Consider the following 24803-nt stretch of genomic DNA (forward strand, 5'->3'; position numbering starts at 1 on the left):
AGGGAGCCCCTGCGAGGGGCTCCCTTTTTTTACAACCACTCGATGCTGTTAGAACAACACACGGCTACGGATGGTGCCCTTGACGTGTTGCAGCTTCTGCTGCGCCAAGTCCGAGTACTCGGCGTCTACGTCGATTACCACGTAGCCGACTTTCTCGTTGGTCTGCAGGAACTGACCGGAAATGTTGATGCCGTTTTCGGCGAAGACCTTGTTGATCTCGCTCATCACACCCGGGATGTTCTCGTGGATGTGCAGCAGGCGGTGCTTGCCAGGGTGAGCCGGCAGCGCCACTTCCGGGAAGTTCACGGACGATACCGAGGTACCGTTGTCGCTGTACTTGACCAGCTTTTCAGCCACTTCCAGGCCGATGTTGGCCTGCGCCTCGGCGGTCGAACCACCGATGTGCGGGGTCAGGATCACGTTGTCCAGGCCACGCAGCGGACTTTCGAACTCTTCGTCGTTGGAGCGTGGCTCCACCGGGAACACGTCGATGGCCGCGCCGATCAGGTGCTTGTCCTTGATCGCATCCGCCAGGGCGTCCAGCTCGACCACGGTGCCGCGTGCGGCGTTGATCAGGATGCCGCCCTTCTTGATGGCGCGGATTTCCTTCTCGCCGATCATCCACTGGGTGGCAGCGGTTTCCGGTACGTGCAGGGTCACGATGTCGGACATGCCCAGCAGTTCGTGCAGGTTGCCGACCTGGGTGGCGTTACCCAGTGGCAGCTTGGTCACGGTGTCGTAGAAGAACACCTGCATCCCCAGGCCTTCCGCCAGGACCGACAGTTGAGTACCGATCGAGCCGTAGCCGACGATGCCCAGCTTCTTGCCGCGGATCTCGAAGGAGTTGGCCGCGCTCTTGATCCAGCCGCCACGGTGGCAGGAAGCGTTCTTCTCAGGGATACCGCGCAGCAACAGGATCGCTTCGGCCAGTACCAGCTCGGCAACGGAGCGGGTGTTGGAGTACGGCGCGTTGAACACGGCGATACCGCGCTCGCGAGCGGCACTCAGGTCGACCTGGTTGGTGCCGATGCAGAAACACCCTACAGCCACGAGCTTCTTCGCGTGATCGAAGATCTCTTCGGTCAGTTGAGTGCGCGAGCGAATGCCGATGAAGTGAGCATCAGCGATCTTTTCCTTGAGCTGGGCTTCCGGCAGAGAACCTGTGAGGTACTCGATGCTGGTGTAGCCCGCCGCCTTGAGGACGTCGACAGCCGATTGGTGGACGCCTTCGAGAAGAAGGAACTTGATCTTGCTCTTATCGAGAGAAGTCTTGCTCATCTGCGTAAACCTGTATCCCGGAGAAAATTGGCAGGAAATGGTCAACAGACGCTGACCCGAGCGGCAGGAAAGCCGTCGCCGCAGAATAGCCGTTGGGCACTATGCTGCGGGGTCGGTATGCTAGCATATGCGCCCCGCTAAACACTCATTCCTGCGACGTGAAGCGTTCTCAGGATGACCATGAATTGTTCGAGAGTTCTGTCGATGACCAATCCTGCCCTGATTGATGAGCTGAAGACCCTGGTTGAGCCTGGCAAGGTGCTGACCGATGCCGACTCCCTGAATGCTTACGGTAAGGATTGGACCAAGCATTTCGCCCCGGCCCCGAGCGCCATCGTGTTTCCCAAGACCACCGAGCAGGTCCAGGCCATTGTCCTGTGGGCCAACAAGCACAAGGTGGCACTGGTGCCTTCCGGTGGTCGCACCGGCCTTTCCGCCGCTGCGGTGGCGGCCAATGGCGAAGTGGTCGTGTCCTTCGACTACATGAACCAGATCCTCGACGTGAACCTGACTGACCGCACCGCCGTTTGCCAGCCTGGCGTGGTCACCGAGCATCTGCAGAACGTGGCGGAAGAAAAGGGCCTGTACTACCCGGTAGATTTTGCTTCGGCCGGATCGAGCCAGATTGGCGGCAATATCGGCACCAATGCCGGCGGGATCAAGGTGATTCGCTACGGCATGACTCGTAACTGGGTGGCTGGCATGAAAGTCGTCACCGGCAAGGGCGACGTGCTGGAACTGAACCGCGACCTGATCAAGAACGCCACCGGCTACGACATGCGTCAGCTGTTCATCGGTGCCGAAGGCACTCTCGGTTTCGTGGTCGAAGCGACCATGCGCCTGGATCGCGCGCCGAAAAACCTGACTGCGATGGTCCTGGGTACCGCCGATTTCGACTCGATCATGCCCGTGCTGCATGCCTTCCAGGGCAAGCTCGACCTGACCGCTTTCGAATTCTTCTCCGACAAAGCCCTGGCCAAGGTCATGGGCCGTGGTGACGTGCCGGCGCCATTCGAAACCGATTGCCCGTTCTACGCGCTGCTGGAATTCGAAGCGACCACCGAAGAAGTGGCCAACCACGCGCTGGAGACCTTCGAGCACTGTGTCGAGCAGGGCTGGGTACTGGACGGCGTGATGAGCCAGAGCGAAACCCAGCTGCAGAACCTGTGGAAACTGCGCGAATACATCTCCGAAACCATTTCCCACTGGACGCCGTACAAGAACGACATTTCGGTGACCGTGTCGAAAGTCCCGGCGTTTCTCAAGGAAATCGACGCGATCGTCGGCGAACACTACCCGGATTTCGAAATCGTCTGGTTTGGCCACATCGGCGACGGCAACCTGCACTTGAACATCCTCAAGCCGGAAAACCTGAGCAAGGACGAGTTCTTCGCCAAGTGCGCCACCGTCAACAAGTGGGTGTTCGAAACCGTCGAGAAGTACAACGGCTCGATTTCTGCCGAGCATGGCGTGGGCATGACCAAACGTGATTACCTGACCTACAGCCGTTCACCGGTTGAGATCGAGTACATGAAAGCGGTCAAGGCGGTGTTCGACCCGAACGGGATCATGAACCCGGGCAAGATTTTCGCTGTTTGACTTTCGAATTCAAAAGCTACGAACCAGGAGTCGGTCCATGAGCTATCAGCACCAGTATGTCGACGGTACGCGTATTCACTTCCCGCTGGGGAAAGTGGTGTGCATCGGCCGTAACTACGCCGAACACGCCAAGGAACTGGACAACCCGGTGCCGACCGAGCCATTGCTGTTCATCAAGCCGGGCAGTTGTGTGGTGCCCCTGGAAGGCGGTTTCAGCATTCCGACCGAGCGTGGCTCGGTGCATTACGAAGCGGAAATCGCGGTACTGATCGGCAAGCCTTTGTCGACCAAGCCCAGCGTTGAAGAAGTGCTGGACGCCATCTCCGGCTTCGCCCCGGCCCTGGACCTGACCCTGCGCGACAAGCAGGCCGAGTTGAAATCCAAGGGCCTGCCCTGGGAAATCGCCAAGTCCTTCGACGGAGCGGCGGTCATTGCACCGTTCGTCTCCGGTAGCACCTTCGCCGACCTGACCGACATCGGCATTCGCCTGACCATCAACGGCGAAGTGCGCCAGGATGGCAACAGCAGCGCGATGCTCAACCCGATCGTGCCGATGATCCAGCACATGGCCGGTTGCTTTTCGCTGCAGGCCGGTGACGTGATTCTCACTGGCACGCCGGTTGGCGTCGGCCCGCTGAGCGTTGGCGACGAGATCGTCCTGGAACTACCGGGCGCCAGCAGCTTCAGCAGCAGCGTTCGCTAAACCCTGCGCAAAACCCCTGTAGGAGCTGGCTTGCCAGCGAAGAGGTCCTTACATTCAACATCCATGTTGACTGTTACACCGCTTTCGCTGGCAAGCCAGCTCCTACAAGGGTGCGGTGTCCCTGCAGGGTTATCCCGCCATTTCCCGTTTTTTTCACATACGGTCTGGATAATTCCACGACTTTCGGCGTCTGCGCCGGGCCCAATTGTGCTATTACCCCAAGCCTGAATTTCTGGAACGCATGCCCTGATGGCCACTCAACCGCTCTCGTCGCTCAAACCTGTCCGTCGCTCGCGCTTTGCCCTGCGTTGGTATTCCTGGCTGTTGCTGCTGGTCGCCGCCGCCTACGGCCTGGCGTTTGCCATGCATTGGGATGACCGTGGCGTGCTCTGGGTGAAGGAGCGTTTCAAAAGCCCGGCCGAGCGTCAGGACAGCGTCTGGCTGCCGGACTACCGCGCGGTGATCGACGCCAAGCCACTGCCGGGCATGGAAAAGGACGAAGCGTCGGACGTCACCTACGATGCCCAGACCAAAACCCTGTTTTCGGTGATGGGCAAGAACCCGTTCCTGGCCGAGTTGTCGCTGCAAGGCGACGTGCTGCGCAAAATGCCCCTGGTAGGCTGGAGCAATCCTGAAGGGGTGACGGCGCTGGGCAACGGTATGCTGGCGATTGTCGATGAGCGTGACCACCAGGTGACCCTCGTCAAGGTCGATGCCGACACTCGCGAGCTGAACATCGCTGATTTTCCGAAGTACGACCTCGGCCCTTCAAAAGACCAGAACAAGGCTTTCGAGGCCGTCGTCTGGGATGTGCGCAATCAGCAATTGCTGCTGGGCGAAGAGCGTCCACCCGCGCTGTTCACCTGGAAAGTAGACGGCAAGACGCTCACTGGCGACAAGCAAAAGCGTGCCAGTCATGCGCTGGACATGCGCAACCTGTCTGCCCTGTCCATCGATCCGCGCACTGGCCACACCCTGGTGCTGTCCGCCGACTCCCACCTGTTGTTGGAGCTGGACGAGAAAGGCGAGCAGGTCAGCTTCATGACCTTGTTGGGTGGCTTCAACGGCTTGAAAAAGACTATCCCGCGGGCCGAAGGCGTGACCATGGACGAGGCCGGCACGATATACATGGTGAGTGAGCCAAACCTGTTTTACCGTTTCGAAAAGCAGAAATAATCGCCTTTCCGTGTAGGCTTTTTTGCCTCTGGTTGTAGGATCAGGCCAATGGCCATTAAGCTTCAATTCAGGCAGGCGTGATATTTCATCCGCCTGCCCTGAATCCGAGCCCGCCTGAATGCGTCGATTAGCCCGCCCCAAACCTCTGCTTTTGCTCCTGTCGGTGATTGCCCTGAGCGTATTGATCGCGTTCGGGCAGCACCTGCGCCTGTTCGAGCGCGCCTGGTTCAACTTGCACGCGCTCTGGCAGCCGATGAACACCCAGTCCATCAGCCTGGACCAGTATCGGGTGGTGCTGGAGGGGCAAGTCATCGAAGGGCTGGACGACGATGTTTCAGCCCTGACCTACGACCCGGTGCGCAAAAGCCTGTTCACGGTCACCAATCAAAACTCCGAATTGATCGAGCTGTCCCTCGATGGCAGGATTTTGCGCCGCATCGCGTTGGTCGGTTTTGGTGATCCGGAAGCCGTTGAGTTCATCAGCGCCGACACCTACGTGATCACGGACGAGCGCCAGCAGCGCCTGATCAAGATTCATCTGGAGCATGACACCACCTTCCTCGACGCCGCGGACGCGGAGCAGATGACCCTCGGTGTGCACATGAGCGGCAACAAGGGTTTCGAAGGCCTGGCTTACGATTCGGTAGGCAAGCGCTTGTTTGTCGCCAAGGAACGCGACCCGATGCTGATCTACGAAGTGCACGGGTTTCCGCATTTCAATCCGGAAAAGTCCTACGCGGTACATGTGGTCAACAATCCAAAGCGCGATGCCGGGATGTTTGTGCGGGACCTGTCGAGCCTGCAATACGACGAGCGCAGCGGGCACTTGCTGGCGCTGTCCGACGAGTCGCGGCTGATTCTGGAACTGGATGTGGACGGGCGACCGCTGAGCACCATGTCACTGAACAAGGGTCGGCAGGGTCTGCAAAAGACCGTACCGCAAGCGGAGGGTATCGCCATGGACGACGACGGTACGATGTACCTGGTGAGTGAGCCGAACCTGTTTTACGTCTTTAAAAAACCTTCACCGAACTAACAAGCACCGCAAAACAACTGTGGGAGCGAGCCTGCTCGCGATGGGGTCATGACATTCAACATCTCTGTTGGCTGTTAGGCCGTCATCGCGAGCAGGCTCGCTCCCACAGGTTTTGCGTTGTCTTACTGAGCGCGCAGGGTCTTCACGCCTTCGCTGGTCCCCAGCAACAGCAGGTCGGCCGGACGCGCTGCGAACAAGCCGTTGGTGACCACGCCGACGATCGCATTGATCTGCGACTCCAGTTCAACCGGGTTGGTGATCTGCAGGTTGAACACGTCGAGGATGATGTTGCCGTTGTCGGTCAGCACGCCTTCGCGGTAGACCGGGTCGCCGCCGAGTTTCACCAGCTGGCGGGCCACGTGGCTGCGGGCCATCGGGATCACTTCCACGGGCAACGGGAATGCGCCAAGCACGGGCACCAGTTTGCTGGCGTCGGCGATGCAGATGAAGGTCTTGGCCACGGCCGCGACGATTTTCTCGCGGGTCAGGGCCGCGCCGCCGCCCTTGATCAGGTTCAGGTGCTCGTCGCTCTCGTCGGCGCCGTCGACGTAGAACTCCAGGTCGCTGACCGTATTGAGCTCATAGACCGGAATCCCGTGGCCCTTGAGGCGTGCGGCAGTGGCCTCGGAGCTGGCGACTGCGCCATCGAACGCGCCCTTGTGCTTGGCCAGGGCGTCGATGAAGCAGTTGGCGGTGGAACCGGTGCCGACCCCAACGATGCTCTTGTCGTCGAGTTTCGGGAGGATGAAGTCGACGGCGGCCTGGGCCACTGCCTGTTTGAGTTGATCCTGGGTCATGCGGGCTCCGAGGTGCCGAAGAAGGGGAACGAAAGGCCGGCATTATAGGCTTCGGGGCGGGGAAGGTCATTGCCCGATTGGCAGCTAGAACTGTAGGAGCAGCCGGTCGACGCTCGATTGCTCGTGATGTACGTGAACGATAACGCGTAAAACCAGATACCCAGCGGCGCCCTCGGGTTTTTCGCGAGCAGGCTCGCTCCTACAGGGTGGTCGTGCGGCCAAAAGCCGGGTTAGACTCCTTGATCCTGCCCAACCCGCTCAGTGATGCTTTCCGATGCTTGAACAGTACGTCAAAAAGATCCTCACCTCGCGCGTTTATGACGTTGCCGTAGAAACCCCATTGCAGACTGCCCGCCAGCTCTCCGAGCGGCTGGGCAACGAGATTTTGCTCAAGCGTGAAGACTTGCAGCCGGTGTACTCGTTCAAGATTCGTGGCGCCTACAACAAGCTGACGCAACTGAGCGCCGAAGAGCGCGCTCGTGGCGTGGTCACCGCTTCCGCGGGCAATCATGCGCAAGGCCTGGCCCTGGCGGCGAAGGTCCTGGGCGTGAAAGCCACCATCGTCATGCCCAAGACCACGCCCGAGATCAAGGTCGAAGGCGTGCGTTCGCGTGGAGGCAAAGTGGTGCTGCACGGCGATTCGTTTCCGGAGGCCCTGGCCTACTCGCTGAAACTGGTCGACGAAAAAGGCTACGTCTACATTCACCCCTATGACGATCCCCACACCATTGCCGGGCAGGGCACGGTGGCCATGGAGATTTTGCGCCAGCACCCGGCGCCCCTGGATGCGATCTTCGTTCCGGTCGGCGGCGGCGGACTGATCGCCGGTATCGCGGCGTACGTGAAGTACCTGCGGCCGGACATCAAGGTCATCGGTGTCGAACCGGACGACTCCAATTGCCTGCAAGCCGCCATGGCGGCAGGTGAGCGCGTGGTGTTGCCCACCGTGGGCATCTTCGCCGACGGCGTTGCGGTGGCCCAGATCGGCCAGCACACCTTTGATATCTGCAAAGACTACGTCGACGAAGTCATCACCGTCAGCACCGACGAAATCTGCGCGGCAATCAAGGACATCTACGACGATACCCGTTCGATCACCGAACCTGCCGGCGCCCTGGGCGTGGCCGGGATAAAGAAATACGTGGAGTCCCGCGGCGTCACCGGCCAGACCTTCGTCGCCATCGACTCCGGGGCCAACGTCAATTTCGACCGCCTGCGCCATGTCGCCGAGCGCGCCGAACTGGGCGAAGGCCGTGAAGCCATCATCGCGGTGACCATCCCTGAACAGCCGGGGAGCTTCAAGGCGTTCTGCGAAGCCATCGGCAAGCGCCAGATCACCGAATTCAACTACCGCTACAACACCGGCAGCGAAGCGCACATCTTTGTCGGGGTGCAGACTCACCCGGAAACCGACCCTCGTCGCGCGCTGATCGCCAGCCTGAGCGAGCAGGGCTTTCCGGTCGTCGACCTGACTGACAACGAACTGGCGAAGTTGCACATCCGTCACATGGTCGGCGGGCGCGCGGCGCATGTGGTCGATGAAGTGATCCTGCGCTTCGAATTCCCGGAGCGTCCGGGGGCGCTGTTCAACTTCCTTAATAAGCTCGGCGGGCGCTGGAACATCTCGATGTTCCACTATCGCAACCACGGTGCGGCCGATGGTCGTGTGGTCGCGGGCCTCCAAGTCCCCCACGAGGAGCGTCACCTGGTGCCGGCAGCGCTGGAAGAAATCGGCTACCCGTACTGGGACGAAAGCGACAACCCGGCCTATCAGCTGTTTCTTGGCTGAGCGGCTACGCTGAGGGGCAACGCATAAGGAGATCGAACCATGGAAACCTTAACTGCCCTCAAGACGGCGCATATGGTGGCGACGGTGGTCGTGCTGCTTTGCGCGCTGGGCCTGGGGATCTGGGTTTGGCGCACCAAGCGTAATGGCGACGCGACGGCAGCGAGCCGCACCTTGCAAAGTCCGCGTGTATTCATCTGGTTGTTGATGGCGCTGGCGTTGCTGAGCATGCCGTTCACCGGTTGGTGGATGGTGCATCTGGTGGGCTGGCCGCTGGGGCAAACCTGGTTGCTGGCCTCGAGCGTGCTCTACACCTTGGCGGCGCTGGCGTGGTTCTGGTTGCTGGTGCGGCTGAACAAGGTGCGTAAGACGCCGGGCGGGGTGGGCAAATTTACCTTTGCCTTGGCGTTGTTCAGTTTTGTCTGTTTTGTAGCTATCGCGGGGTTGATGGGCGCCAAGCCGGTTTAACCGTATAAACCGAGTTGCCCCATTCGCGAGCAGGCTCGCTCCCACAAGGGAATCTGTGTCGTTCACAAATCCCCTGTAGGAGCGAGGCTTGCCCGCGAAGGCGATTTCAATCGCGCAACGAAATCACCGGCCAGCCACGCTTTTCGGCCTCGGCCCGCAGATTCGGGTCCGGATCGACCGCCACCGCATTCACCACCTGCTCCAGCAGCGGCAAATCATTCATCGAATCACTATAGAAGTAGCTGTCCTCCAGGTTGTGCCCGGTCTCCTCCAGCCAACGATTCAACCTCGTCACCTTGCCCTCACGGAAGCACGGCACGTCGGTGCTGCGCCCGGTATAACGCCCATCGAGCATTTCGCATTCGGTGGCGATCAGGGTTTCGACACCCAGGCGCTCGGCAATAGGGCCTGTGACAAAGCGGTTGGTGGCGGTGATGATCACCAGCTTGTCGCCAGCATCGCGGTGTTTGGCCAGCAGTTCGATAGCCTTGGGCAGCACGATCGGTTCGATGCAGTCGCGCATGTAGTCGTTGTGCCACTGATCCAGCGTGACCATTTCGGTACGGCCAAGCACTTCCAGGCAGAAGTTCAGGTAGGCGGCATTATCCAGCTTGCCTGCCAGGTAGTCCTGGTAGAACTCGTCGTTGCGTGCCTTGTAGGCAACGGCGTCGAGGAAGCCGCGCTCACAAAGGTAGTCACCCCAGGCATGGTCACTGTCGCCGCCCAAAAGCGTGTTGTCCAAGTCGAATAAAGCCAGCCGCATTGCAGTTACTCGCTGAAAAGTCTGTAGAAAGGCGTCCACAATACGGACTTTTCACAAGAGTGCACATAAGGTAGGCCGGCGCGTTGCTGCCTTCACAACCTTTGTGGAACAATGCGACGACATGCGTTTGCGAGGTTGTTGCCGTGATCGACCCCGATGGTTTCCGTCCTAATGTCGGGATCATTCTCACGAATGATGCCGGCCAGGTGCTATGGGCTCGCCGTATCAATCAAGATGCCTGGCAGTTTCCTCAAGGCGGGATCAACCCCCAGGAGACGCCGGAAGACGCCTTGTACCGCGAGTTGAACGAAGAAGTGGGCCTGGAGCGCGAAGATGTTGAAATACTCGCCTGCACTCGGGGCTGGTTGCGCTATCGTTTGCCGCAACGTCTGGTCAGGACGCACAGCCAGCCGCTGTGCATCGGCCAGAAACAGAAATGGTTTCTCCTGCGCCTGGTCTCCAATGAGCAGCGGGTGCGGATGGATTTGACCGGTAAACCGGAATTCGATGGCTGGCGCTGGGTCAGTTATTGGTATCCGTTGGGCCAGGTGGTGACATTCAAGCGCGAGGTGTATCGACGCGCCCTCAAAGAGCTTGCCCCGCGCCTATTAGCGCGCGACTGACGACGGAGTTCGACCCCGAGCCATGCTCAATACGCTGCGCAAGATCGTCCAGGAAGTTAACTCCGCCAAGGATCTCAAGGCGGCGTTGGGGATTATTGTGTTGCGCGTCAAAGAGGCCATGGGCAGCCAGGTCTGCTCGGTCTACCTGCTTGACCCCGAGACCAACCGTTTCGTGCTGATGGCCACCGAGGGCTTGAACAAGCGCTCGATCGGCAAGGTCAGCATGGCGCCCAATGAAGGTCTGGTCGGCCTGGTCGGCACGCGTGAAGAACCCCTGAACCTCGAAAACGCCGCGGATCACCCGCGCTACCGCTACTTCGCCGAAACCGGTGAAGAGCGTTACGCCTCGTTCCTCGGGGCGCCGATCATTCACCACCGTCGCGTTGTCGGCGTGTTGGTCATCCAGCAAAAAGAACGCCGACAGTTCGATGAGGGTGAAGAAGCCTTCCTCGTGACCATGAGCGCGCAACTCGCCGGGGTTATCGCCCACGCCGAGGCCACCGGTTCGATCCGTGGCCTGGGCCGCCAGGGCAAGGGTATCCAGGAAGCCAAGTTCATCGGTGTGCCGGGCTCGCCGGGTGCGGCAGTCGGCACCGCGGTGGTCATGCTGCCTCCAGCCGACCTGGACGTGGTGCCCGACAAGACCATCGTCGACATCGAAGCGGAGCTGGGGCTGTTCAAGACGGCCATCGAAGGCGTGCGCGCCGACATGCGCGCGTTGTCCGCCAAGCTCGCCACGCAGTTGCGCCCGGAAGAGCGCGCCTTGTTCGACGTCTACCTGATGATGCTCGACGATGCGGCGCTGGGCAGCGAAGTGACCACCGTGATCAAGACCGGGCAGTGGGCCCAAGGCGCGTTGCGCCAGGTGGTCACCGATCACGTCAACCGTTTCGAACTGATGGACGACGCTTACCTGCGTGAGCGGGCGTCGGACGTCAAGGACCTCGGCCGCCGCCTGCTCGCCTACTTGCAGGAAGAGCGCCAGCAAACCCTGGTCTACCCCGACAACACCATCCTGGTCAGCGAAGAACTGACGCCGGCCATGCTCGGCGAGGTTCCGGAAAACAAGCTGGTGGGCCTGGTGTCGGTACTCGGCTCCGGTAACTCCCACGTCGCGATCCTTGCCCGGGCCATGGGCATTCCGACGGTGATGGGCCTGGTCGACCTGCCGTATTCCAAGGTCGACGGCATTGGCATGATCGTCGACGGTCATCGCGGCGAGGTCTACACCAACCCCAGCGACGTGCTGCGCAAGCAGTTCGCCGAAGTGGTCGAGGAAGAGAAACAACTGGCCCTCGGGCTGGATGCGCTGCGCGATCTGCCCTGCATCACGGTCGATGGCCATCGCATGCCGCTTTGGGTCAACACCGGCCTGCTGGCGGACGTGGCACGCGCGCAGAAGCGCGGAGCCGAAGGTGTCGGCCTGTACCGAACCGAAGTGCCGTTCATGATTAACCAGCGCTTCCCGAGTGAAAAGGAACAGCTGGCGATCTACCGCGAACAACTGGCCGCGTTCCACCCGCAACCGGTGACCATGCGTACCCTGGACATCGGTGGCGACAAGTCGCTGTCGTACTTCCCGATCAAGGAAGACAACCCGTTCCTCGGCTGGCGCGGCATTCGCGTCACCCTCGACCACCCGGAAATCTTCCTGGTGCAGACCCGTGCCATGCTCAAGGCCAGTGAAGGCCTGAACAACCTGCGGATTCTGCTGCCGATGATCTCCGGTACACACGAACTGGAAGAAGCCCTGCACCTGATCCACCGGGCCTGGGGTGAAGTGCGCGACGAAGGCTGCGACGTACCGATGCCGCCGATTGGCGTGATGATCGAGATTCCGGCGGCGGTGTACCAGACCAAGGAGCTGGCGCGGCAGGTGGACTTCCTCTCGGTCGGTTCCAACGACCTGACCCAGTACCTGTTGGCCGTGGACCGTAACAACCCGCGTGTGGCCGACCTTTACGACTACCTGCACCCGGCGGTGCTGCAAGCCCTGCAAACCGTGGTGCGCGACGCCCATGCCGAAGGCAAGCCGGTGAGTATCTGCGGCGAAATGGCCGGTGATCCGGCGGCAGCGGTTCTGTTGATGGCGATGGGTTTCGACAGCCTGTCGATGAACGCCACCAACCTGCCGAAGGTGAAGTGGATGCTGCGCCAGATCAACCTGAGCAAGGCCAGGGAACTGCTGGCCGAGTTGATGACCATCGACAACCCGCAGGTTATCCACAGCTCGCTGCAATTGGCGCTGAAGAACCTTGGGTTGGCGCGGATGATCAATCCGGCGGCGATCAAGCCCCTCTAAACCGCTGATGGCCCCATCGCGAGCAGGCTCGCTCCCACATTGGATTTGTGATCAACGCAGATCCCTTGTGGGAGCGAGCCTGCTCGCGATGAGGCCAGGTCAGGCAATACAAAACTAAAGCCGAATTTCCACTTCCCCCAAATGCCCGCCATACGGTCCGAAACTCCTTTCGACCAAATGCCGCGCACCATCCGCCTGCACAATCAACGCCGTACTCGCCCGCGTCCCATAACTCTGGCTGGCAATAAACACACTCGATAGCAATGTCTCGGTAGCCAACCCCACCCCGGTGTCCGGCAGGTCCGCAAACGGCGCTTGCTGTGAATCACTGAGCAAGGCCAGCAGCGCCTGAGGTTGCGGATCATCCAGCACCTCGCTCAGCGCCGCCTTGGCCTTGAGCAGTTTCGGCCACGGCGTATCCAGCCCGGCGTTCGACAGGCCGTAGACCCCCGGCGGCAGCATCACCGCTTCCGATTCCCGCGCATTGAAATGCCACAACTCGTTGGCGTTGCCGATCAGCAGGTTAAACCCGCCATATTCCGGCGAACGTGCGACAACGTCGTCTAAATAGTCATCAATTGGCACTTCGCCAGTGAGAAAACGCGCCACCAGTTCACCCCGAGACTTGCGCCCTGGCGGTCGATGCGGATCGCGGATGTTGGTCAGCGCGGCAAAGCGCCCGTTGGCGCCGACACCGAGCCAGGTTCCACCGGCCTCCAGGTCGCGCCCGGCATGCACCTGCGGTGCTTCGGGCCATTGCGCCAGCGGCAGGCTAGGGCGGGCATAGAATTCGTCGCGGTTGGCCGCCACGATCAGCGGTCGGGCGTGGCCCGGTCGCCAGGCGAAAACAATCAGGCACATAAGGTGATCCTTGTGTGTTTTTTGCCCACTCTACGCAGACATCGTGCGGGTATCCATCGCCATCCAGTGGAGCCCAAGGCCATGCATCCGTTACCATGCCGCTCCGGTTTTGGGGTTGGGTGGGGAAACAGCATGGAATTTCTGCTCTATCTGGCGCTCGGCGCTTGTGCCGGGGTGCTGGCGGGGCTGTTTGGCGTGGGTGGCGGGATCATCATCGTCCCGGTGCTGGTGTTCAGTTTCACCCTGCAAGGTTTCGATGCATCGATCCTGACCCACCTCGCCGTCGGTACGTCCCTGGCGACGATCATCTTCACCTCGGTCAATGCGGTACGCGAGCATCACCGTCGCGGCGCGGTGCGTTGGCCAATTTTCCTGTGGATGACCGTCGGCATCTTGATCGGTGCCGGTTTCGGGGCGCTGACCGCCGAGGCGATTTCCGGGCCGAACCTGCAGAAAATCATCGGTGTGTTCGCCCTGGTGATCGCCGCGCAGCTGGCGCTGGACGTCAAGCCCAAGGCCAGTCGAACCGTGCCGGGCAAAGTCGGTCTGACCGTGGCCGGCAGCGTCATTGGCTGGGCCTCGGCGATTTTCGGCATTGGCGGCGGTTCGCTGACCGTGCCGTTTTTGACCTGGCGCAGCGTGCCGATGCAGCAGGCGGTGGCGACATCGTCGGCCTGCGGCCTGCCGATCGCCTTGGCAAGTGCATTAAGTTTCATGATTCTGGGCTGGCACGATCCGCTGCTCCCGGCCCATAGTCTGGGTTTTGTTTATTTGCCGGCGCTGCTGGGCATTGCCCTGACCAGCATGGTCTTCGCCCGCTTCGGCGCGCGACTGGCGCACAATCTGTCGCCAAGGTTGCTGAAAAGACTGTTTGCCGCTTTGCTGTTCTGCGTTGGCCTGAACTTTCTAGTCTGAAGCATCTGCTCTGACGCTCGGCACAATCCTGGCTTAATCCTGAGGTGGCAGCGTCGCCCGGGAATTGATTTGAACTCATGAGGAGTCGCAATGCTGCCTTACCCGCAGATCGACCCGGTGGCCCTGGCCATCGGTCCGCTGAAAATCCACTGGTACGGGTTGATGTACCTGATCGGCATCGGCGGCGCGTGGCTGCTGGCGTCGCGCCGATTGAACCGCTTCGATCCGACCTGGACCAAGGAGAAGCTCTCCGACATGGTGTTCTGGATGTCGATGGGGGTGATTGTCGGTGGCCGCCTGGGCTACGTGCTGTTCTACGACCTGAGTGCTTATATCGCCAACCCGCTGTTGATCTTTGAAGTGTGGAAGGGCGGCATGTCGTTTCACGGCGGCTTCATCGGCGTCATGTTGGCCGCCTTGTGGTTCGGTAAAAAGAACAACAAGTCGTTTTTCCAGCTGATGGACTTCGTCGCACCGATGGTGCCAATTGGCCTGGGCGCCGGGCGTATCGGCAACTTCATCAACGCCGAGTTGTGGGGCAAGGCGACCGATGTGCCGTGGGCGATGGTCTTCCCGACCGATCCGGCGCAACTGGCGCGTCACCCGTCGCAGCTTTATCAGTTTGCGCTTGAGGGCGTGGCGCTGTTCCTGATCCTGTGGCTGTTCTCGCGCAAGCCGCGGCCGACCATGGCGGTATCGGGGATGTTCGCGCTGTTCTATGGCATCTTCCGTTTCATCGTCGAATTCGTCCGCGTACCGGATGCGCAACTGGGCTATCTGGCCTGGAACTGGCTGACCATGGGCCAGGTGCTCTGCGTGCCGATGATCGTCGGCGGGCTGTTCCTGATCTGGCTGGCGTATCACCGCGCTCCGGCGACTCCAGCGGCAGCCGTATAAAATTCGAACCCCGCAGCGGTGGCTGCGGGTTCAAGGACACAGGTAACTCATGAAGCAATATCTCGAACTGGTCGCCCACGTCATCAAGAACGGCACCAAACAGGCCAACCGCACTGGCGTGAACACCATCAGCTTTCCGGGCGCGATGTTGCGCTACAACCTGCAGGAAGGTTTTCCGGCGATCACCACGCGCAAGATGGCCTTCAAATCGGCTATCGGCGAGATGTGCGGGTTTCTGCGTGGCGTGAACAATGCCGCCGAGTTCCGCGCGTTGGGCTGCAAGGTCTGGGACCAGAACGCCAATGAAAACGCCCAGTGGCTGGCCAACCCGTTCCGCCAGGGTGAAGACGACCTCGGTGAGATCTACGGCGTGCAATGGCGCAAATGGCCGGCGTACAAGCAGATCCCGATGAGCAACCCGGCCGCCATCGAGCAGACCCTGAAACAGGGTTATCGTCAGATTGCCGAAGGTGAGGAAGACGGCCAGGCCTACGTGGTGCTGTACAAAGCCATCGATCAGGTTCGCCAGTGCGTCGACACCATCATCAAGGACCCGGGCAGCCGCCGCATCCTGTTTCACGGCTGGAACGTCGCGCAACTCGATGAAATGGCACTGCCGCCGTGCCATCTGCTGTACCAGTTCCACCCGAATGTCGAGACCAAAGAGATCTCCCTGACCCTCTACATCCGTTCCAATGACCTGGGCCTGGGCACGCCGTTCAACCTCACCGAAGGCGCCGCGCTGCTAAGCCTGATCGGACGCCTGACCGGCTACACGCCGCGCTGGTTCACCTATTTCATCGGCGACGCCCACGTCTACGAAAATCACCTGGACATGCTCAACGAACAGCTCAAGCGCGAGCCGTTCCCGATGCCCAAGCTGGTTATTTCCGATCGCGTACCGGAGTTTGCCAAAACTGGTGTGTATCAGCCGGAGTGGCTGGAGCTGGTCGAGCCGGGTGATTTCTCGCTGGAAGGCTACGAGCACCATGCGCCAATGACCGCGCCAATGGCGGTCTGAGACTGGCACCGCTTCGCGGTGTTCGCTGGCAAGCCAGCTCCTACAGGTTCGCGGCGGACCTGTAGGAGCGAGGCTTGCCCGCGAAGAGGCCCTCAATGCCCATGACTTCTCCCGACATGGGAATGCTCCACTTCCGTCGCCACAACCCCGCCACTCACTTCCAACCGCTGCAAAATCCCGCATTGATCAATACCCGGCCCTTCGCCACAGCGTTGGCGCAGGTCGAGCAGTTGCGCCTGCAGGGCCAGCAGCCCATCGATCCGCGCCTTGACGTGATGGATGTGCTCGTCGATCAGCGCGTTGACGCTTTCGCACTGGTCCTGCGGGCTGTCGCGAAACGCCAGCAGGCTGCGGATTTCTTCGAGGGTCATGTCCAGGGTGCGGCAGTTGCGGATGAAGGTCAGGCGTTCGGCGTGGGCCTGGGTATAGACCCGGTAGTTGCCGTCGCTGCGGGCCGGCTCCGGCAGCAGGTTCTCGCGTTCGTAGTAGCGGATGGTTTCCACGGCGCAGTCGGTGAGTTTGGCCAGCTCTCCAATCTTCATGACGGCAATCTCCAAATGGGTGCTTGACCCTATAGTGGCTACAGGGTCTTTACTTGGCAACAAGCACCTTCAAGGACGCGACCTGATGAGCGATTCCCTTCACACCCACAAACCCGAGGCTGACCACGATCACAGCCACAAACTGCAGCCTGTGCACAAACATGTCCATGGCGGTCACGGGGATTCCTGCTGTTCGGCCAAAGCTGCGGCGCCTTCGCTGATCAAGTTGAGCGAAACGCCAACCGCCGGCGCGCGGCTGAGCAGTTTCCGCATCGAGGCCATGGATTGCCCGACCGAGCAAACGCTGATCCAGAACAAACTCGGCAAGCTGGCGGGTGTGCAGCAACTGGAATTCAACCTGATCAACCGTGTGCTCGGCGTGACCCACGACCTGCCAGGCACTGCGCCGATCATCGACGCCATCAAGTCCCTCGGCATGCAGGCCGAGCCACTGGAGCAGGGCGTCGAAGCGCCCACCCCGGCGCCTGCGAAAAAGCCCTGGTGGCCATTGGCGCTGTCGGGTCTGGGTGCGCTGCTGGCCGAGGTGATTCACTTCACTAGCGCTGCGCCGAACTGGGTGGTGGCGGTCATCGCACTGGTCTCGATCCTCAGCGGCGGCCTTGGAACCTACAAGAAGGGCTGGATCGCCCTGAAGAACCTCAACCTGAATATCAATGCGCTGATGAGCATTGCGGTGACCGGTGCGATCCTGATCGGACAGTGGCCGGAAGCGGCGATGGTGATGTTCCTGTTTACCGTGGCAGAGCTGATCGAAGCCAGGTCGCTGGACCGGGCGCGCAACGCCATCAGCGGCCTGATGCAGATGACGCCGGAGCAGGCCACGGTGTTGCAGGCCGATGGCAGCTGGGTTGCGCAAAACGTCAAATCCATTCAGCTCGGCGCGCGGGTGCGGGTACGCCCCGGCGAGCGAATTGGCCTGGACGGTGAAGTGCTGTCGGGCAGTTCGACCATCGATCAGGCACCGATCACGGGTGAAAGCCTGCCGGTGGAGAAAACCGTTGGCGACAAGGTGTTCGCCGGCACCATCAACCAGGCCGGTTCCCTGGAATATGCCGTGACTGCCGAAGCAAACCATTCGACGCTGGCGCGGATCATTCACGCCGTCGAACAGGCTCAAGGCGCGCGGGCACCGACCCAGCGCTTCGTCGACCGCTTCTCGAAAATCTACACCCCGGCGGTGTTTGTCCTGGCCCTGGCGGTGGCGGTGATTCCACCGCTGTTCATGAATGCGTTGTGGTTTGACTGGATCTACCGCGCGCTGGTCCTGCTGGTTGTCGCCTGTCCTTGTGCCTTGGTGATTTCCACACCGGTGACCATCGTCAGCGGCCTCGCCGCGGCGGCGCGCAAAGGCATCCTGGTGAAGGGCGGTGTTTATCTGGAGGGCGGCTACAAGCTCGACTATCTGGCGCTGGACAAGACCGGCACGATTACCCACGGCAAACCGGTGCAAACCGATTACCTGTCACTCGACCCGACTGCCGACGCCACTGCTGCAGCGATTGCGGCGGCGCTGGCTGGTCGCTCGGATCACCCGGTGTCACGGGCCATCGCCAACGCGGCTGTGGATAAACAGCATGCACCTTGGGCTGTGGATAACTTTGAAGCTCTGGGCGGGCGCGGCGTGCGCGGCGAGATCAATGGTCAGCTCTACCACTTGGGCAACCATCGATTGGTGGAAGACTTGGGTTTGTGCTCGCCTGCGCTGGAAGAGAAGCTGTTTGCACTGGAGAAACAGGGCAAGTCTGTCGTGCTATTGCTCGACAAGTCCGGTCCGCTGGCACTTTTCGCCGTCGCCGACACGGTAAAGGAAACCAGCCGCGAAGCCATTCAGCAACTGCACGAACTGGGCATCAAAACCCTGATGCTCACTGGCGACAACGTCCACACCGCCCAGGCGATCGCCGCACAAGTCGGCATCGATCAGGCTCAGGGCGATTTGTTGCCAACCGACAAGCTGCAGGCCATCGAAACACTTTATGCACAGGGTCATCAGGTCGGGATGGTCGGCGACGGCATCAACGATGCACCGGCACTGGCGCGTTCGCAGATTGGCTTCGCCATGGCCGCCGCGGGCACCGATACCGCCATCGAAACCGCCGATGTCGCCCTGATGGACGACGATCTGCGCAAAATCCCCGCATTCATTCGCCTGTCGCGACAAACCTCGAGCATCCTCAAGCAGAACATTGCCCTGGCATTGGTCATCAAGGCGATCTTTCTTGGGGTAACCTTCGCCGGGCTCGCCACCATGTGGATGGCGGTGTTTGCCGACATGGGCGTAAGCCTGTTGGTGGTGTTCAATGGATTGCGCCTGCTGCGCAAATAAACGATGAGGGACGGTTGTGCTGAGTGCCGAGCTGAAGGCGTTTTACATGGTTGCCCGCCTGGGCAGCATCACCCTGGCAGCAAAAAAGCTCGGCTTGAGCCAACCCACGGTGACCACCCAGATTCGCAACCTGGAAAGCCAGTACTCGGTTGAGTTGTTCTATCGTGGCGGCCGCCGCCTGAGCGTCAGCGATGAGGGGGCGCGGCTGTTGCCGATGGTCAAGGCACTGCTGCAGCAGGAAGCCGAGATCGAATTTTTCCTGCGCAACAGCGGACAGGTCCAGGGCACATTGCGCATCGCCGCCACGGCGCCGTATTACATTCTCGATCTGGTGAAGACGTTTCGCGAGCGCTTGCCGCAGGTGGAAGTGTCGGTGGAAATCGGCAACTCCCAGCAGGTGCTCGAAGCGCTGGAGGAATACCGGGTGGATGTCGCGGCGTCCTCGCAGTTGCTGGAGGATGCGCGGCTGATTCGGCGGGTGCTTGGCAGCGATCCGCTGGTGCTGGCGGTGCATCGCAATCATCCGCTGGCGGTGCACGATCACGTGCCGCTCGGCGCATTGGCCGGGCATACCTTGTTGATGCGCGAATCGGGTTCGACCACTCGGCGGTTGACTGAAGAGTTGCTCGCCAGCGCCGGTGTGAGTTTCGGGCCGCTGCTGGAGATCGGCAGCCGCGAATCGATTCGCGAGGCGGTGTTGCGCAACATCGGCATCAGCATCATTGCCCGCCAGGAAGTGCCACACGATCCGCAATTGCGCGTGCTAACCATCGAGAATGCGCCGCAGATTCCGGAGTACCTTTACTGCCTCAAAGAGCGAAAAAACGCACGGTTGCCGGCGGCGTTTCTGGGGTTGGCGCAGGAAATGTCTCCCGCCTGAGATTTGTACTGTCTGTGCAAGCCCCTTCGCGAGCAGGCTCGCTCCCACAGTTGATCGCGCTTTCCCTGTGGGAGCGAGCCTGCTCGCGAAAGCGTCAGCCCGGGCAACCAAAATCCTTGAATACCACTATCGGCGGTTTTTGCCTTACTGCCACATGACGGACGCATTACAACCCTAGGATGGCCCCATCTGCTAGATGAGGCCCGTCCATGAACAACTCGATCACAACTGCCCTGAGCAACCCCGGCGCACCGATGAAGGTGCGCGGCGTACAGAAGCGCTTTGGCGCGTTCACCGCGCTGGATAACGTTTCCCTCGACGTCGCGGCCGGTGAACTGGTGTGCCTGTTGGGCCCGTCGGGCTGTGGCAAGACCACCTTGCTGCGTTGCATCGCCGGGCTGGAGAAGCAGGACAGTGGCGAGCTGTATCTGGGCGATCGCGACGTTTCCCACCTGGCGCCCCAGGCGCGGGACTACGGCATTCTGTTTCAGTCCTACGCGCTGTTTCCCAATCTCACCGTCGAAGCGAATATTGCCTACGGACTGGCCGGCAGCGGTCGCGATCAGGTGCGTCAGCGTGTCGGTCAGATGCTGGAACTGGTCGGCCTCAGCGGCAGTGAGAAAAAGTACCCGGGCCAGTTGTCCGGTGGGCAGCAGCAGCGCGTAGCGCTGGCTCGCGCCTTGGCCCCGGCGCCCTCCTTGTTGCTGCTGGACGAACCGATGTCGGCACTCGATGCCCGCGTGCGCGAGCACCTGTGCACCGAGCTGCGCCAGCTGCAACGCAGCCTGGGCATCACCACGCTGATGGTCACCCACAATCAGGACGAGGCCATGCTGATGGCTGACCGTATTGCCGTGATGAACAACGGCCAGGTCGAGCAGTACGCCACGCCGCAGGAAATCTACAACCGTCCGGCCACGCCGTTTGTGGCGGAGTTCGTCGGCCAAGGCAATTGGTTGCCATTCCGCCGCAACAGCGACAGCCACGCCCAGGTCGGCGGAATGAACCTGCGCCTGGCCGACGGCAGCGCAAAAAATGCCTCGGGCCGTTTGTTCTGCCGCCCGGAAGCGATCAACGTCAATCCGCCGGTACATGAAGAAAACCTGTTCCCGGCCAAGGTTCGCGAAATCACCTTCCTGGGCAATCGCTGCCGCATGAGCTTCGAGCTTGATCACTTGCCTGGCCACGCACTGTTGGCCGAACTGGCACCCGAAGCCATGCCGCGTCTTGGCGCGCAGCAGATCATGGTGGCCTTGCCGCCACAGAGCCTGCAGGTGTTTGCCTGATGAATGCGAACATCGCTGTGGCACTGCCGCACAAGCAGGCGCGGCAGATGTCCCGCGCCGAACTCGGCGACCGGTTGTTCGTGGTCGGAGGCAAAGTCCTCTTGCTGGTGCTGCTTGGCGTCGCGGTACTCATGCCGCTGCTCGCCATCTTCTGGCGCGGCTTCAGTTCCGAAGCCGGGCAGGGCGGTGGTTGGGTTGCAGCCAGGGAACTGGTAACCAGTGCCAATTTCCACTGGTTGCTGGGTAACAGCCTCAAGGTTTCCCTTAGCGTTGCGGCCATTGTCGTACCGCTGGCCTACCTGTTTGCCTACGCCCTGCAACGCACATTGATTCCGGGCAAGGGCATCTGGCGTGGCATTTCTCTGCTGCCATTGATGGCGCCGTCGATGCTGCCCGGCATTGCACTGGTTTATCTGTTTGGTAACCAGGGCATGTTGCGCGGCTTGCTCTCGGACAATATCTACGGCTTCTGGGGCATTGTGCTGGGTGAAGTCATCTACACCTTCCCACACGCCTTGATGATTTTGCTGTCGGCACTGTCCTTGGCGGATGCGCGACTGTTCGACGCCGCCTCCAGCATGGGCGCAAGTCCGGCTAAAGCCTTTCGCAGCATCACCTGGCCGGCGACTCGTCAGGCAGTGTTCGCTGCGTTCTGCCTGGTGTTCACCCTGACCATCACTGACTTCGGCGTACCCGTAGTGGTCGGTGGCGATTATCAAGTGCTGGCGCTGGAAGCCTACAAAGCCGTTGTCGGCCAGCAACAGTTCGGTCGCGGCGCGTTGATCGGCATGGTGCTGTTGCTGCCGGCGCTGTTCAGCTTCGGGGTCGATGCCTGGTTGCGTCGGCGTCATGGCGACTCCATGAGCGGCCGTGCACAAGTCTTCAAACCGGCGCCCTCGAAACTGCGCGACGGATGCTACCTGGCGATTGTGCTGCTGATCTGCGCCGTGTTGCTGATGGTGTTCGGCATGGCGGTGTTCTCGTCGCTGGTGAAGTTCTGGCCGTACAACCTGTCGCTGTCGCTCAACCACTACCAGTTCAACGACACCGCGGGTGGCGGCTGGCTGGCCTACGGCAACAGCGTGAAGATGGCGTTGTGCACGGCGCTGATCGGCAGCCTGTTGATCTTCACCGGTGCGTACCTGATGGAGAAAACCAAAGGTCAGCGCGGGCTGAACCTGGCCCTGCGCATGCTCAGCTTCGTACCGATGGCGGTGCCGGGCCTGGTGCTGGGCCTGGGTTACGTCTTCTTCTTCAATCTCACCGGCAACCCGCTGCATGTGCTTTACGGGACCATGACCCTGCTGGTGGTGTGCACCATTGCGCATTATTTGACCACCGCGCAAATGACCGCCACCACCGCGCTGCGCCAACTCGATGCCGAGTTCGAAGCCGCCGCGTTGTCACTCAAGGCGCCGCTGTACCGCCATTACCTGCGGGTCACCGTGCCGATTTGCCTGCCGGCGTTGCTGGACATTGTGCGCTACCTGTTCGTCTCGGCCATGACCACCGTCTCGGCAGCGATCTTCCTCTACAGCCCCGACACCATCCTTGCGGCGGTCGCGGTGCTGAACATGGACGACGCAGGCAACGTCGGCGGTGCGGCGGCGATGTCGACCCTGATTCTGTTCACCTCGGCGGGCGTGTCCCTGCTGCTGGCCTGGGCTTCGCGCGGTTTGCTGCGCCGCTCGCAAGCCTGGCGGCAGACCGCGCCTGGTCACTGATTCACCCTCTCAACTCAACTACAGGAAAAGATCATGTTCAAGCCCCTGGCCCTGGCCGCTGCTGTCCTCACCGCTTTCAGCCTGAACGCCTTCGCGGCGAAAACCGAGTTGACGGTGTACACCGCCCTCGAAGCCGAACAACTCAAGACTTACAAACAAGCCTTCGAACAGGCCAACCCGGACGTCGAGATCAAATGGGTGCGTGACTCCACCGGGATCATCACCGCCAAATTGCTGGCCGAAAAAGACCGCCCACAGGCGGACGCCGTATGGGGCCTGGCGGCTTCGAGCCTGGCGATCCTCGACCAGCAAGGCATGCTTCAAACCTACGCGCCGAAAGACCTCGGCAAGATCGGCGGCAACTACCGCGACGCCGCCAACCCGCCAGCCTGGGTTGGCATGGACGTGTGGGCCGCGACCATTTGCTACAACACCGTCGAAGCCGAAAAGCAGGGCCTGACCAAGCCCGTGAGCTGGCAAGACCTGACCAAACCCGAGTACAAAGGCAAGATCGTCATGCCTAACCCGGCGTCGTCCGGCACCGGTTTCCTCGACGTCAGTGCCTGGCTGCAAACCTTCGGCGAGAAGCAGGGCTGGGCGTACATGGATGGCTTGCACCAGAACATCGGCCAGTACGTTCATTCCGGTTCCAAGCCCTGCAAACTGGCGGCGGCGGGTGAATTCCCGATCGGCATTTCCTTTGAATACCCGGCTGTCCAACTCAAACGCCAGGGCGCGCCGCTGGACATCATCCTGCCGAAGGAAGGCCTGGGCTGGGAAATCGAAGCCACCGCCGTGATCAAGGGCACGCCACATGAAGACGCCGCGAAGAAGCTCGCGGACTTCTCGGCCAGCCCCGAGGCGATGGAGCTTTATAAAGAGAACTTCGCCGTACTCGCGCAGCCGGGCATCGCCAAGCCGCAGACCGAGTTGCCGGCTGACTATGAACAGCGTTTGATCAAGAACGACTTTGCTTGGGCGTCGAAGAACCGCGACGAGATCCTGAGCGAGTGGCGCAAGCGTTATGACGGCAAGTCCGAGAAGGTGGCGGCCAAGTAAGATCTTCTCAGCCTGATCGGGCCTCTTCGCGGGCAAGCCTCGCTCCTACAGGTGATGTGTCGTACGCAATATTCGCGACCGACACTTCACCTGTAGGAGCGAGGCTTGCCCGCGAAGGCGGTCTACAATTGAGCACTCATCCAACTTCATCGCGAGACTTCTGATGAACCCCAACGAACAAGCAGTCGCCAAGGTTTTCGCGTTATACGAGCGCTTCGGCGATGCCGACTACATCGGCGAGCCGGTATCGCAGATCGAGCACATGTCCCAGGCCGCGCAGTGCGCGATGGCCGAGGGCTTCGATGACGAAGTGGTGCTTGCCGCGTTTTTCCACGACATCGGGCACATCTGCGCCGAAGGCGCCGAGAACATGGGCGGCTTTGGCGTGGTCAGCCATGAACGGCTGGGCGCTGATTACTTGCGCAGTGTTGGTTTCAGCGAGCGCATGGCGCGGCTGGTGGAATATCACGTCCAGGCCAAGCGCTACCTGACGCTCAAGGAGCCTGGGTATTACGAGCGATTGAGCGAAGCCAGTCGCAGGACCCTGGAGTATCAGGGCGGGGTGATGACTGAAGCTGAGGCTGAAGCCTTCGAACAGGATCCGCTGTGCACGGTGAGTTTGCGCATGCGGCAGTGGGATGAGTTGGCCAAGGAGATGCATGTACCGGTCATTGATCTTGGCATCTTGAAGGAAAAGGCGGTGCGTCTGCTGGCTGCATAAAACTGCTGGACCGAGGTGC

General features: G+C 60.9%; 22 protein-coding genes. 17 read left to right on the plus strand and 5 right to left on the minus strand.

Features of this window, described 5'->3' with window-relative positions; translation table 11 throughout:
* Nucleotides 1-48: 48 nt before the first annotated feature.
* The gene (gene serA / locus HFK74_RS02800) at nt 49-1278 is read right to left on the minus strand and encodes a phosphoglycerate dehydrogenase (RefSeq protein WP_180202249.1); all 1230 of its coding nucleotides are present in this window, start codon (nt 1276-1278) and stop codon (nt 49-51) included.
* Nucleotides 1279-1482: 204 nt separating this feature from the next.
* Between serA and HFK74_RS02805 the strand changes: the two genes are divergently transcribed.
* The 4 genes from HFK74_RS02805 (at nt 1483) to HFK74_RS02820 (ending at nt 5792) form a co-directional block, all read left to right on the plus strand.
* On the plus strand, nt 1483-2877 hold the full coding sequence (locus HFK74_RS02805; RefSeq protein ID WP_180202250.1) for an FAD-binding oxidoreductase: 1395 nt from the start codon (nt 1483-1485) through the stop codon (nt 2875-2877).
* A 37-nt stretch (nt 2878-2914) separates the two neighbouring features.
* Complete coding sequence (locus HFK74_RS02810; protein WP_180202251.1) at nt 2915-3580, plus strand: fumarylacetoacetate hydrolase family protein; 666 nt, start codon at nt 2915-2917, stop codon at nt 3578-3580.
* A gap of 249 nt (nt 3581-3829) precedes the next feature.
* Entirely contained in the window at nt 3830-4756 is a 927-nt protein-coding gene (locus HFK74_RS02815) for an SdiA-regulated domain-containing protein (RefSeq protein ID WP_180202252.1), read from the plus strand.
* A 118-nt stretch (nt 4757-4874) separates the two neighbouring features.
* Entirely contained in the window at nt 4875-5792 is a 918-nt protein-coding gene (locus HFK74_RS02820) for an SdiA-regulated domain-containing protein (protein WP_180202253.1), read from the plus strand.
* Between the two features lie 122 nt (nt 5793-5914).
* On the opposite strand, the gene rpiA is transcribed toward HFK74_RS02820, so the two are convergent.
* Nucleotides 5915-6589, minus strand: a complete 675-nt coding sequence (gene rpiA / locus HFK74_RS02825; RefSeq protein ID WP_180202254.1) for a ribose-5-phosphate isomerase RpiA — start codon at nt 6587-6589, stop codon at nt 5915-5917.
* A gap of 274 nt (nt 6590-6863) precedes the next feature.
* Between rpiA and ilvA the strand changes: the two genes are divergently transcribed.
* On the plus strand, nt 6864-8378 hold the full coding sequence (ilvA, locus tag HFK74_RS02830; RefSeq protein ID WP_008064979.1) for a threonine ammonia-lyase, biosynthetic: 1515 nt from the start codon (nt 6864-6866) through the stop codon (nt 8376-8378).
* 39 nt (nt 8379-8417) lie between these two features.
* The gene (locus HFK74_RS02835) at nt 8418-8843 is read left to right on the plus strand and encodes a DUF2269 family protein (protein WP_180202255.1); all 426 of its coding nucleotides are present in this window, start codon (nt 8418-8420) and stop codon (nt 8841-8843) included.
* A 106-nt stretch (nt 8844-8949) separates the two neighbouring features.
* On the opposite strand, the gene HFK74_RS02840 is transcribed toward HFK74_RS02835, so the two are convergent.
* Complete coding sequence (locus HFK74_RS02840) at nt 8950-9606, minus strand: HAD family phosphatase (protein WP_180202256.1); 657 nt, start codon at nt 9604-9606, stop codon at nt 8950-8952.
* 143 nt (nt 9607-9749) lie between these two features.
* Between HFK74_RS02840 and HFK74_RS02845 the strand changes: the two genes are divergently transcribed.
* Both HFK74_RS02845 and ptsP read left to right on the plus strand, forming a co-directional pair.
* A complete protein-coding gene (locus tag HFK74_RS02845) occupies nt 9750-10229 on the plus strand; it encodes an RNA pyrophosphohydrolase (protein ID WP_008064982.1) in 480 nt (159 codons plus the stop codon).
* 22 nt (nt 10230-10251) lie between these two features.
* Nucleotides 10252-12531 carry a phosphoenolpyruvate--protein phosphotransferase gene (gene ptsP, locus HFK74_RS02850; RefSeq protein WP_180202257.1) on the plus strand — a complete coding sequence of 760 codons (2280 nt, stop codon included), beginning with the start codon at nt 10252-10254 and terminating at the stop codon, nt 12529-12531.
* Nucleotides 12532-12645: 114 nt separating this feature from the next.
* On the opposite strand, the gene HFK74_RS02855 is transcribed toward ptsP, so the two are convergent.
* On the minus strand, nt 12646-13392 hold the full coding sequence (locus tag HFK74_RS02855) for an NRDE family protein (RefSeq protein ID WP_180202258.1): 747 nt from the start codon (nt 13390-13392) through the stop codon (nt 12646-12648).
* Nucleotides 13393-13524: 132 nt separating this feature from the next.
* Here HFK74_RS02855 and HFK74_RS02860 point away from each other — a divergent pair, with 132 nt between their 5' ends.
* The 3 genes from HFK74_RS02860 to HFK74_RS02870 all read left to right on the plus strand — a co-directional run bounded on the left by HFK74_RS02860 (nt 13525) and on the right by HFK74_RS02870 (nt 16225).
* A complete protein-coding gene (locus tag HFK74_RS02860) occupies nt 13525-14307 on the plus strand; it encodes a sulfite exporter TauE/SafE family protein (RefSeq protein WP_180202259.1) in 783 nt (260 codons plus the stop codon).
* Between the two features lie 90 nt (nt 14308-14397).
* The gene (gene lgt / locus HFK74_RS02865; RefSeq protein WP_008064986.1) at nt 14398-15204 is read left to right on the plus strand and encodes a prolipoprotein diacylglyceryl transferase; all 807 of its coding nucleotides are present in this window, start codon (nt 14398-14400) and stop codon (nt 15202-15204) included.
* 49 nt (nt 15205-15253) lie between these two features.
* Complete coding sequence (locus HFK74_RS02870; RefSeq protein WP_180202260.1) at nt 15254-16225, plus strand: thymidylate synthase; 972 nt, start codon at nt 15254-15256, stop codon at nt 16223-16225.
* 92 nt (nt 16226-16317) lie between these two features.
* On the opposite strand, the gene cadR is transcribed toward HFK74_RS02870, so the two are convergent.
* Entirely contained in the window at nt 16318-16767 is a 450-nt protein-coding gene (gene cadR / locus HFK74_RS02875) for a Cd(II)/Pb(II)-responsive transcriptional regulator (protein WP_150773704.1), read from the minus strand.
* Nucleotides 16768-16852: 85 nt separating this feature from the next.
* On the opposite strand from cadR, the gene HFK74_RS02880 reads away from it, so the two are divergent.
* The 6 genes from HFK74_RS02880 to HFK74_RS02905 all read left to right on the plus strand — a co-directional run bounded on the left by HFK74_RS02880 (nt 16853) and on the right by HFK74_RS02905 (nt 24784).
* Nucleotides 16853-19114, plus strand: coding sequence for a heavy metal translocating P-type ATPase (locus HFK74_RS02880; RefSeq protein ID WP_180202261.1), 2262 nt, complete (start codon nt 16853-16855; stop codon nt 19112-19114).
* A 16-nt stretch (nt 19115-19130) separates the two neighbouring features.
* Nucleotides 19131-19994 (plus strand): LysR family transcriptional regulator, encoded by an 864-nt coding sequence (locus HFK74_RS02885; protein WP_180202262.1) that lies wholly within the window; start codon nt 19131-19133, stop codon nt 19992-19994.
* 209 nt (nt 19995-20203) lie between these two features.
* Nucleotides 20204-21280, plus strand: coding sequence for a putative 2-aminoethylphosphonate ABC transporter ATP-binding protein (locus tag HFK74_RS02890; RefSeq protein WP_180202263.1), 1077 nt, complete (start codon nt 20204-20206; stop codon nt 21278-21280).
* Nucleotides 21280-23004: a putative 2-aminoethylphosphonate ABC transporter permease subunit gene (locus HFK74_RS02895; protein ID WP_180202264.1), complete on the plus strand. Its 1725-nt coding sequence runs from the start codon at nt 21280-21282 to the stop codon at nt 23002-23004. Before HFK74_RS02890 ends, HFK74_RS02895 begins: the two co-directional genes overlap by 1 nt.
* A 33-nt stretch (nt 23005-23037) precedes the next feature.
* The gene (locus tag HFK74_RS02900) at nt 23038-24063 is read left to right on the plus strand and encodes a putative 2-aminoethylphosphonate ABC transporter substrate-binding protein (RefSeq protein ID WP_180202265.1); all 1026 of its coding nucleotides are present in this window, start codon (nt 23038-23040) and stop codon (nt 24061-24063) included.
* Nucleotides 24064-24226: 163 nt separating this feature from the next.
* Entirely contained in the window at nt 24227-24784 is a 558-nt protein-coding gene (locus HFK74_RS02905) for a phosphonate degradation HD-domain oxygenase (RefSeq protein WP_180202266.1), read from the plus strand.
* The last annotated feature ends 19 nt before the right edge of the window (nt 24785-24803 follow it).

Origin of the sequence: Pseudomonas sp. SbOxS1, from assembly GCF_013416725.1 — a bacterium.
Classification (GTDB): Bacteria; Pseudomonadota; Gammaproteobacteria; order Pseudomonadales; family Pseudomonadaceae; genus Aquipseudomonas.

What these genes read in the sequence shown, in the direction of transcription:
- serA (WP_180202249.1), bottom strand. Translation starts at nt 1,278, where the DNA reads ATGAGCAAGACTTCTCTCGATAAGAGCAAGATCAAGTTCCTTCTTCTC.
- HFK74_RS02805 (WP_180202250.1), top strand. Translation starts at nt 1,483, where the DNA reads ATGACCAATCCTGCCCTGATTGATGAGCTGAAGACCCTGGTTGAGCCT.
- HFK74_RS02810 (WP_180202251.1), top strand. Translation starts at nt 2,915, where the DNA reads ATGAGCTATCAGCACCAGTATGTCGACGGTACGCGTATTCACTTCCCG.
- HFK74_RS02815 (WP_180202252.1), top strand. Translation starts at nt 3,830, where the DNA reads ATGGCCACTCAACCGCTCTCGTCGCTCAAACCTGTCCGTCGCTCGCGC.
- HFK74_RS02820 (WP_180202253.1), top strand. Translation starts at nt 4,875, where the DNA reads ATGCGTCGATTAGCCCGCCCCAAACCTCTGCTTTTGCTCCTGTCGGTG.
- rpiA (WP_180202254.1), bottom strand. Translation starts at nt 6,589, where the DNA reads ATGACCCAGGATCAACTCAAACAGGCAGTGGCCCAGGCCGCCGTCGAC.
- ilvA (WP_008064979.1), top strand. Translation starts at nt 6,864, where the DNA reads ATGCTTGAACAGTACGTCAAAAAGATCCTCACCTCGCGCGTTTATGAC.
- HFK74_RS02835 (WP_180202255.1), top strand. Translation starts at nt 8,418, where the DNA reads ATGGAAACCTTAACTGCCCTCAAGACGGCGCATATGGTGGCGACGGTG.
- HFK74_RS02840 (WP_180202256.1), bottom strand. Translation starts at nt 9,606, where the DNA reads ATGCGGCTGGCTTTATTCGACTTGGACAACACGCTTTTGGGCGGCGAC.
- ptsP (WP_180202257.1), top strand. Translation starts at nt 10,252, where the DNA reads ATGCTCAATACGCTGCGCAAGATCGTCCAGGAAGTTAACTCCGCCAAG.
- HFK74_RS02855 (WP_180202258.1), bottom strand. Translation starts at nt 13,392, where the DNA reads ATGTGCCTGATTGTTTTCGCCTGGCGACCGGGCCACGCCCGACCGCTG.
- HFK74_RS02860 (WP_180202259.1), top strand. Translation starts at nt 13,525, where the DNA reads ATGGAATTTCTGCTCTATCTGGCGCTCGGCGCTTGTGCCGGGGTGCTG.
- lgt (WP_008064986.1), top strand. Translation starts at nt 14,398, where the DNA reads ATGCTGCCTTACCCGCAGATCGACCCGGTGGCCCTGGCCATCGGTCCG.
- HFK74_RS02870 (WP_180202260.1), top strand. Translation starts at nt 15,254, where the DNA reads ATGAAGCAATATCTCGAACTGGTCGCCCACGTCATCAAGAACGGCACC.
- cadR (WP_150773704.1), bottom strand. Translation starts at nt 16,767, where the DNA reads ATGAAGATTGGAGAGCTGGCCAAACTCACCGACTGCGCCGTGGAAACC.
- HFK74_RS02880 (WP_180202261.1), top strand. Translation starts at nt 16,853, where the DNA reads ATGAGCGATTCCCTTCACACCCACAAACCCGAGGCTGACCACGATCAC.
- HFK74_RS02890 (WP_180202263.1), top strand. Translation starts at nt 20,204, where the DNA reads ATGAACAACTCGATCACAACTGCCCTGAGCAACCCCGGCGCACCGATG.
- HFK74_RS02895 (WP_180202264.1), top strand. Translation starts at nt 21,280, where the DNA reads ATGAATGCGAACATCGCTGTGGCACTGCCGCACAAGCAGGCGCGGCAG.
- HFK74_RS02900 (WP_180202265.1), top strand. Translation starts at nt 23,038, where the DNA reads ATGTTCAAGCCCCTGGCCCTGGCCGCTGCTGTCCTCACCGCTTTCAGC.
- HFK74_RS02905 (WP_180202266.1), top strand. Translation starts at nt 24,227, where the DNA reads ATGAACCCCAACGAACAAGCAGTCGCCAAGGTTTTCGCGTTATACGAG.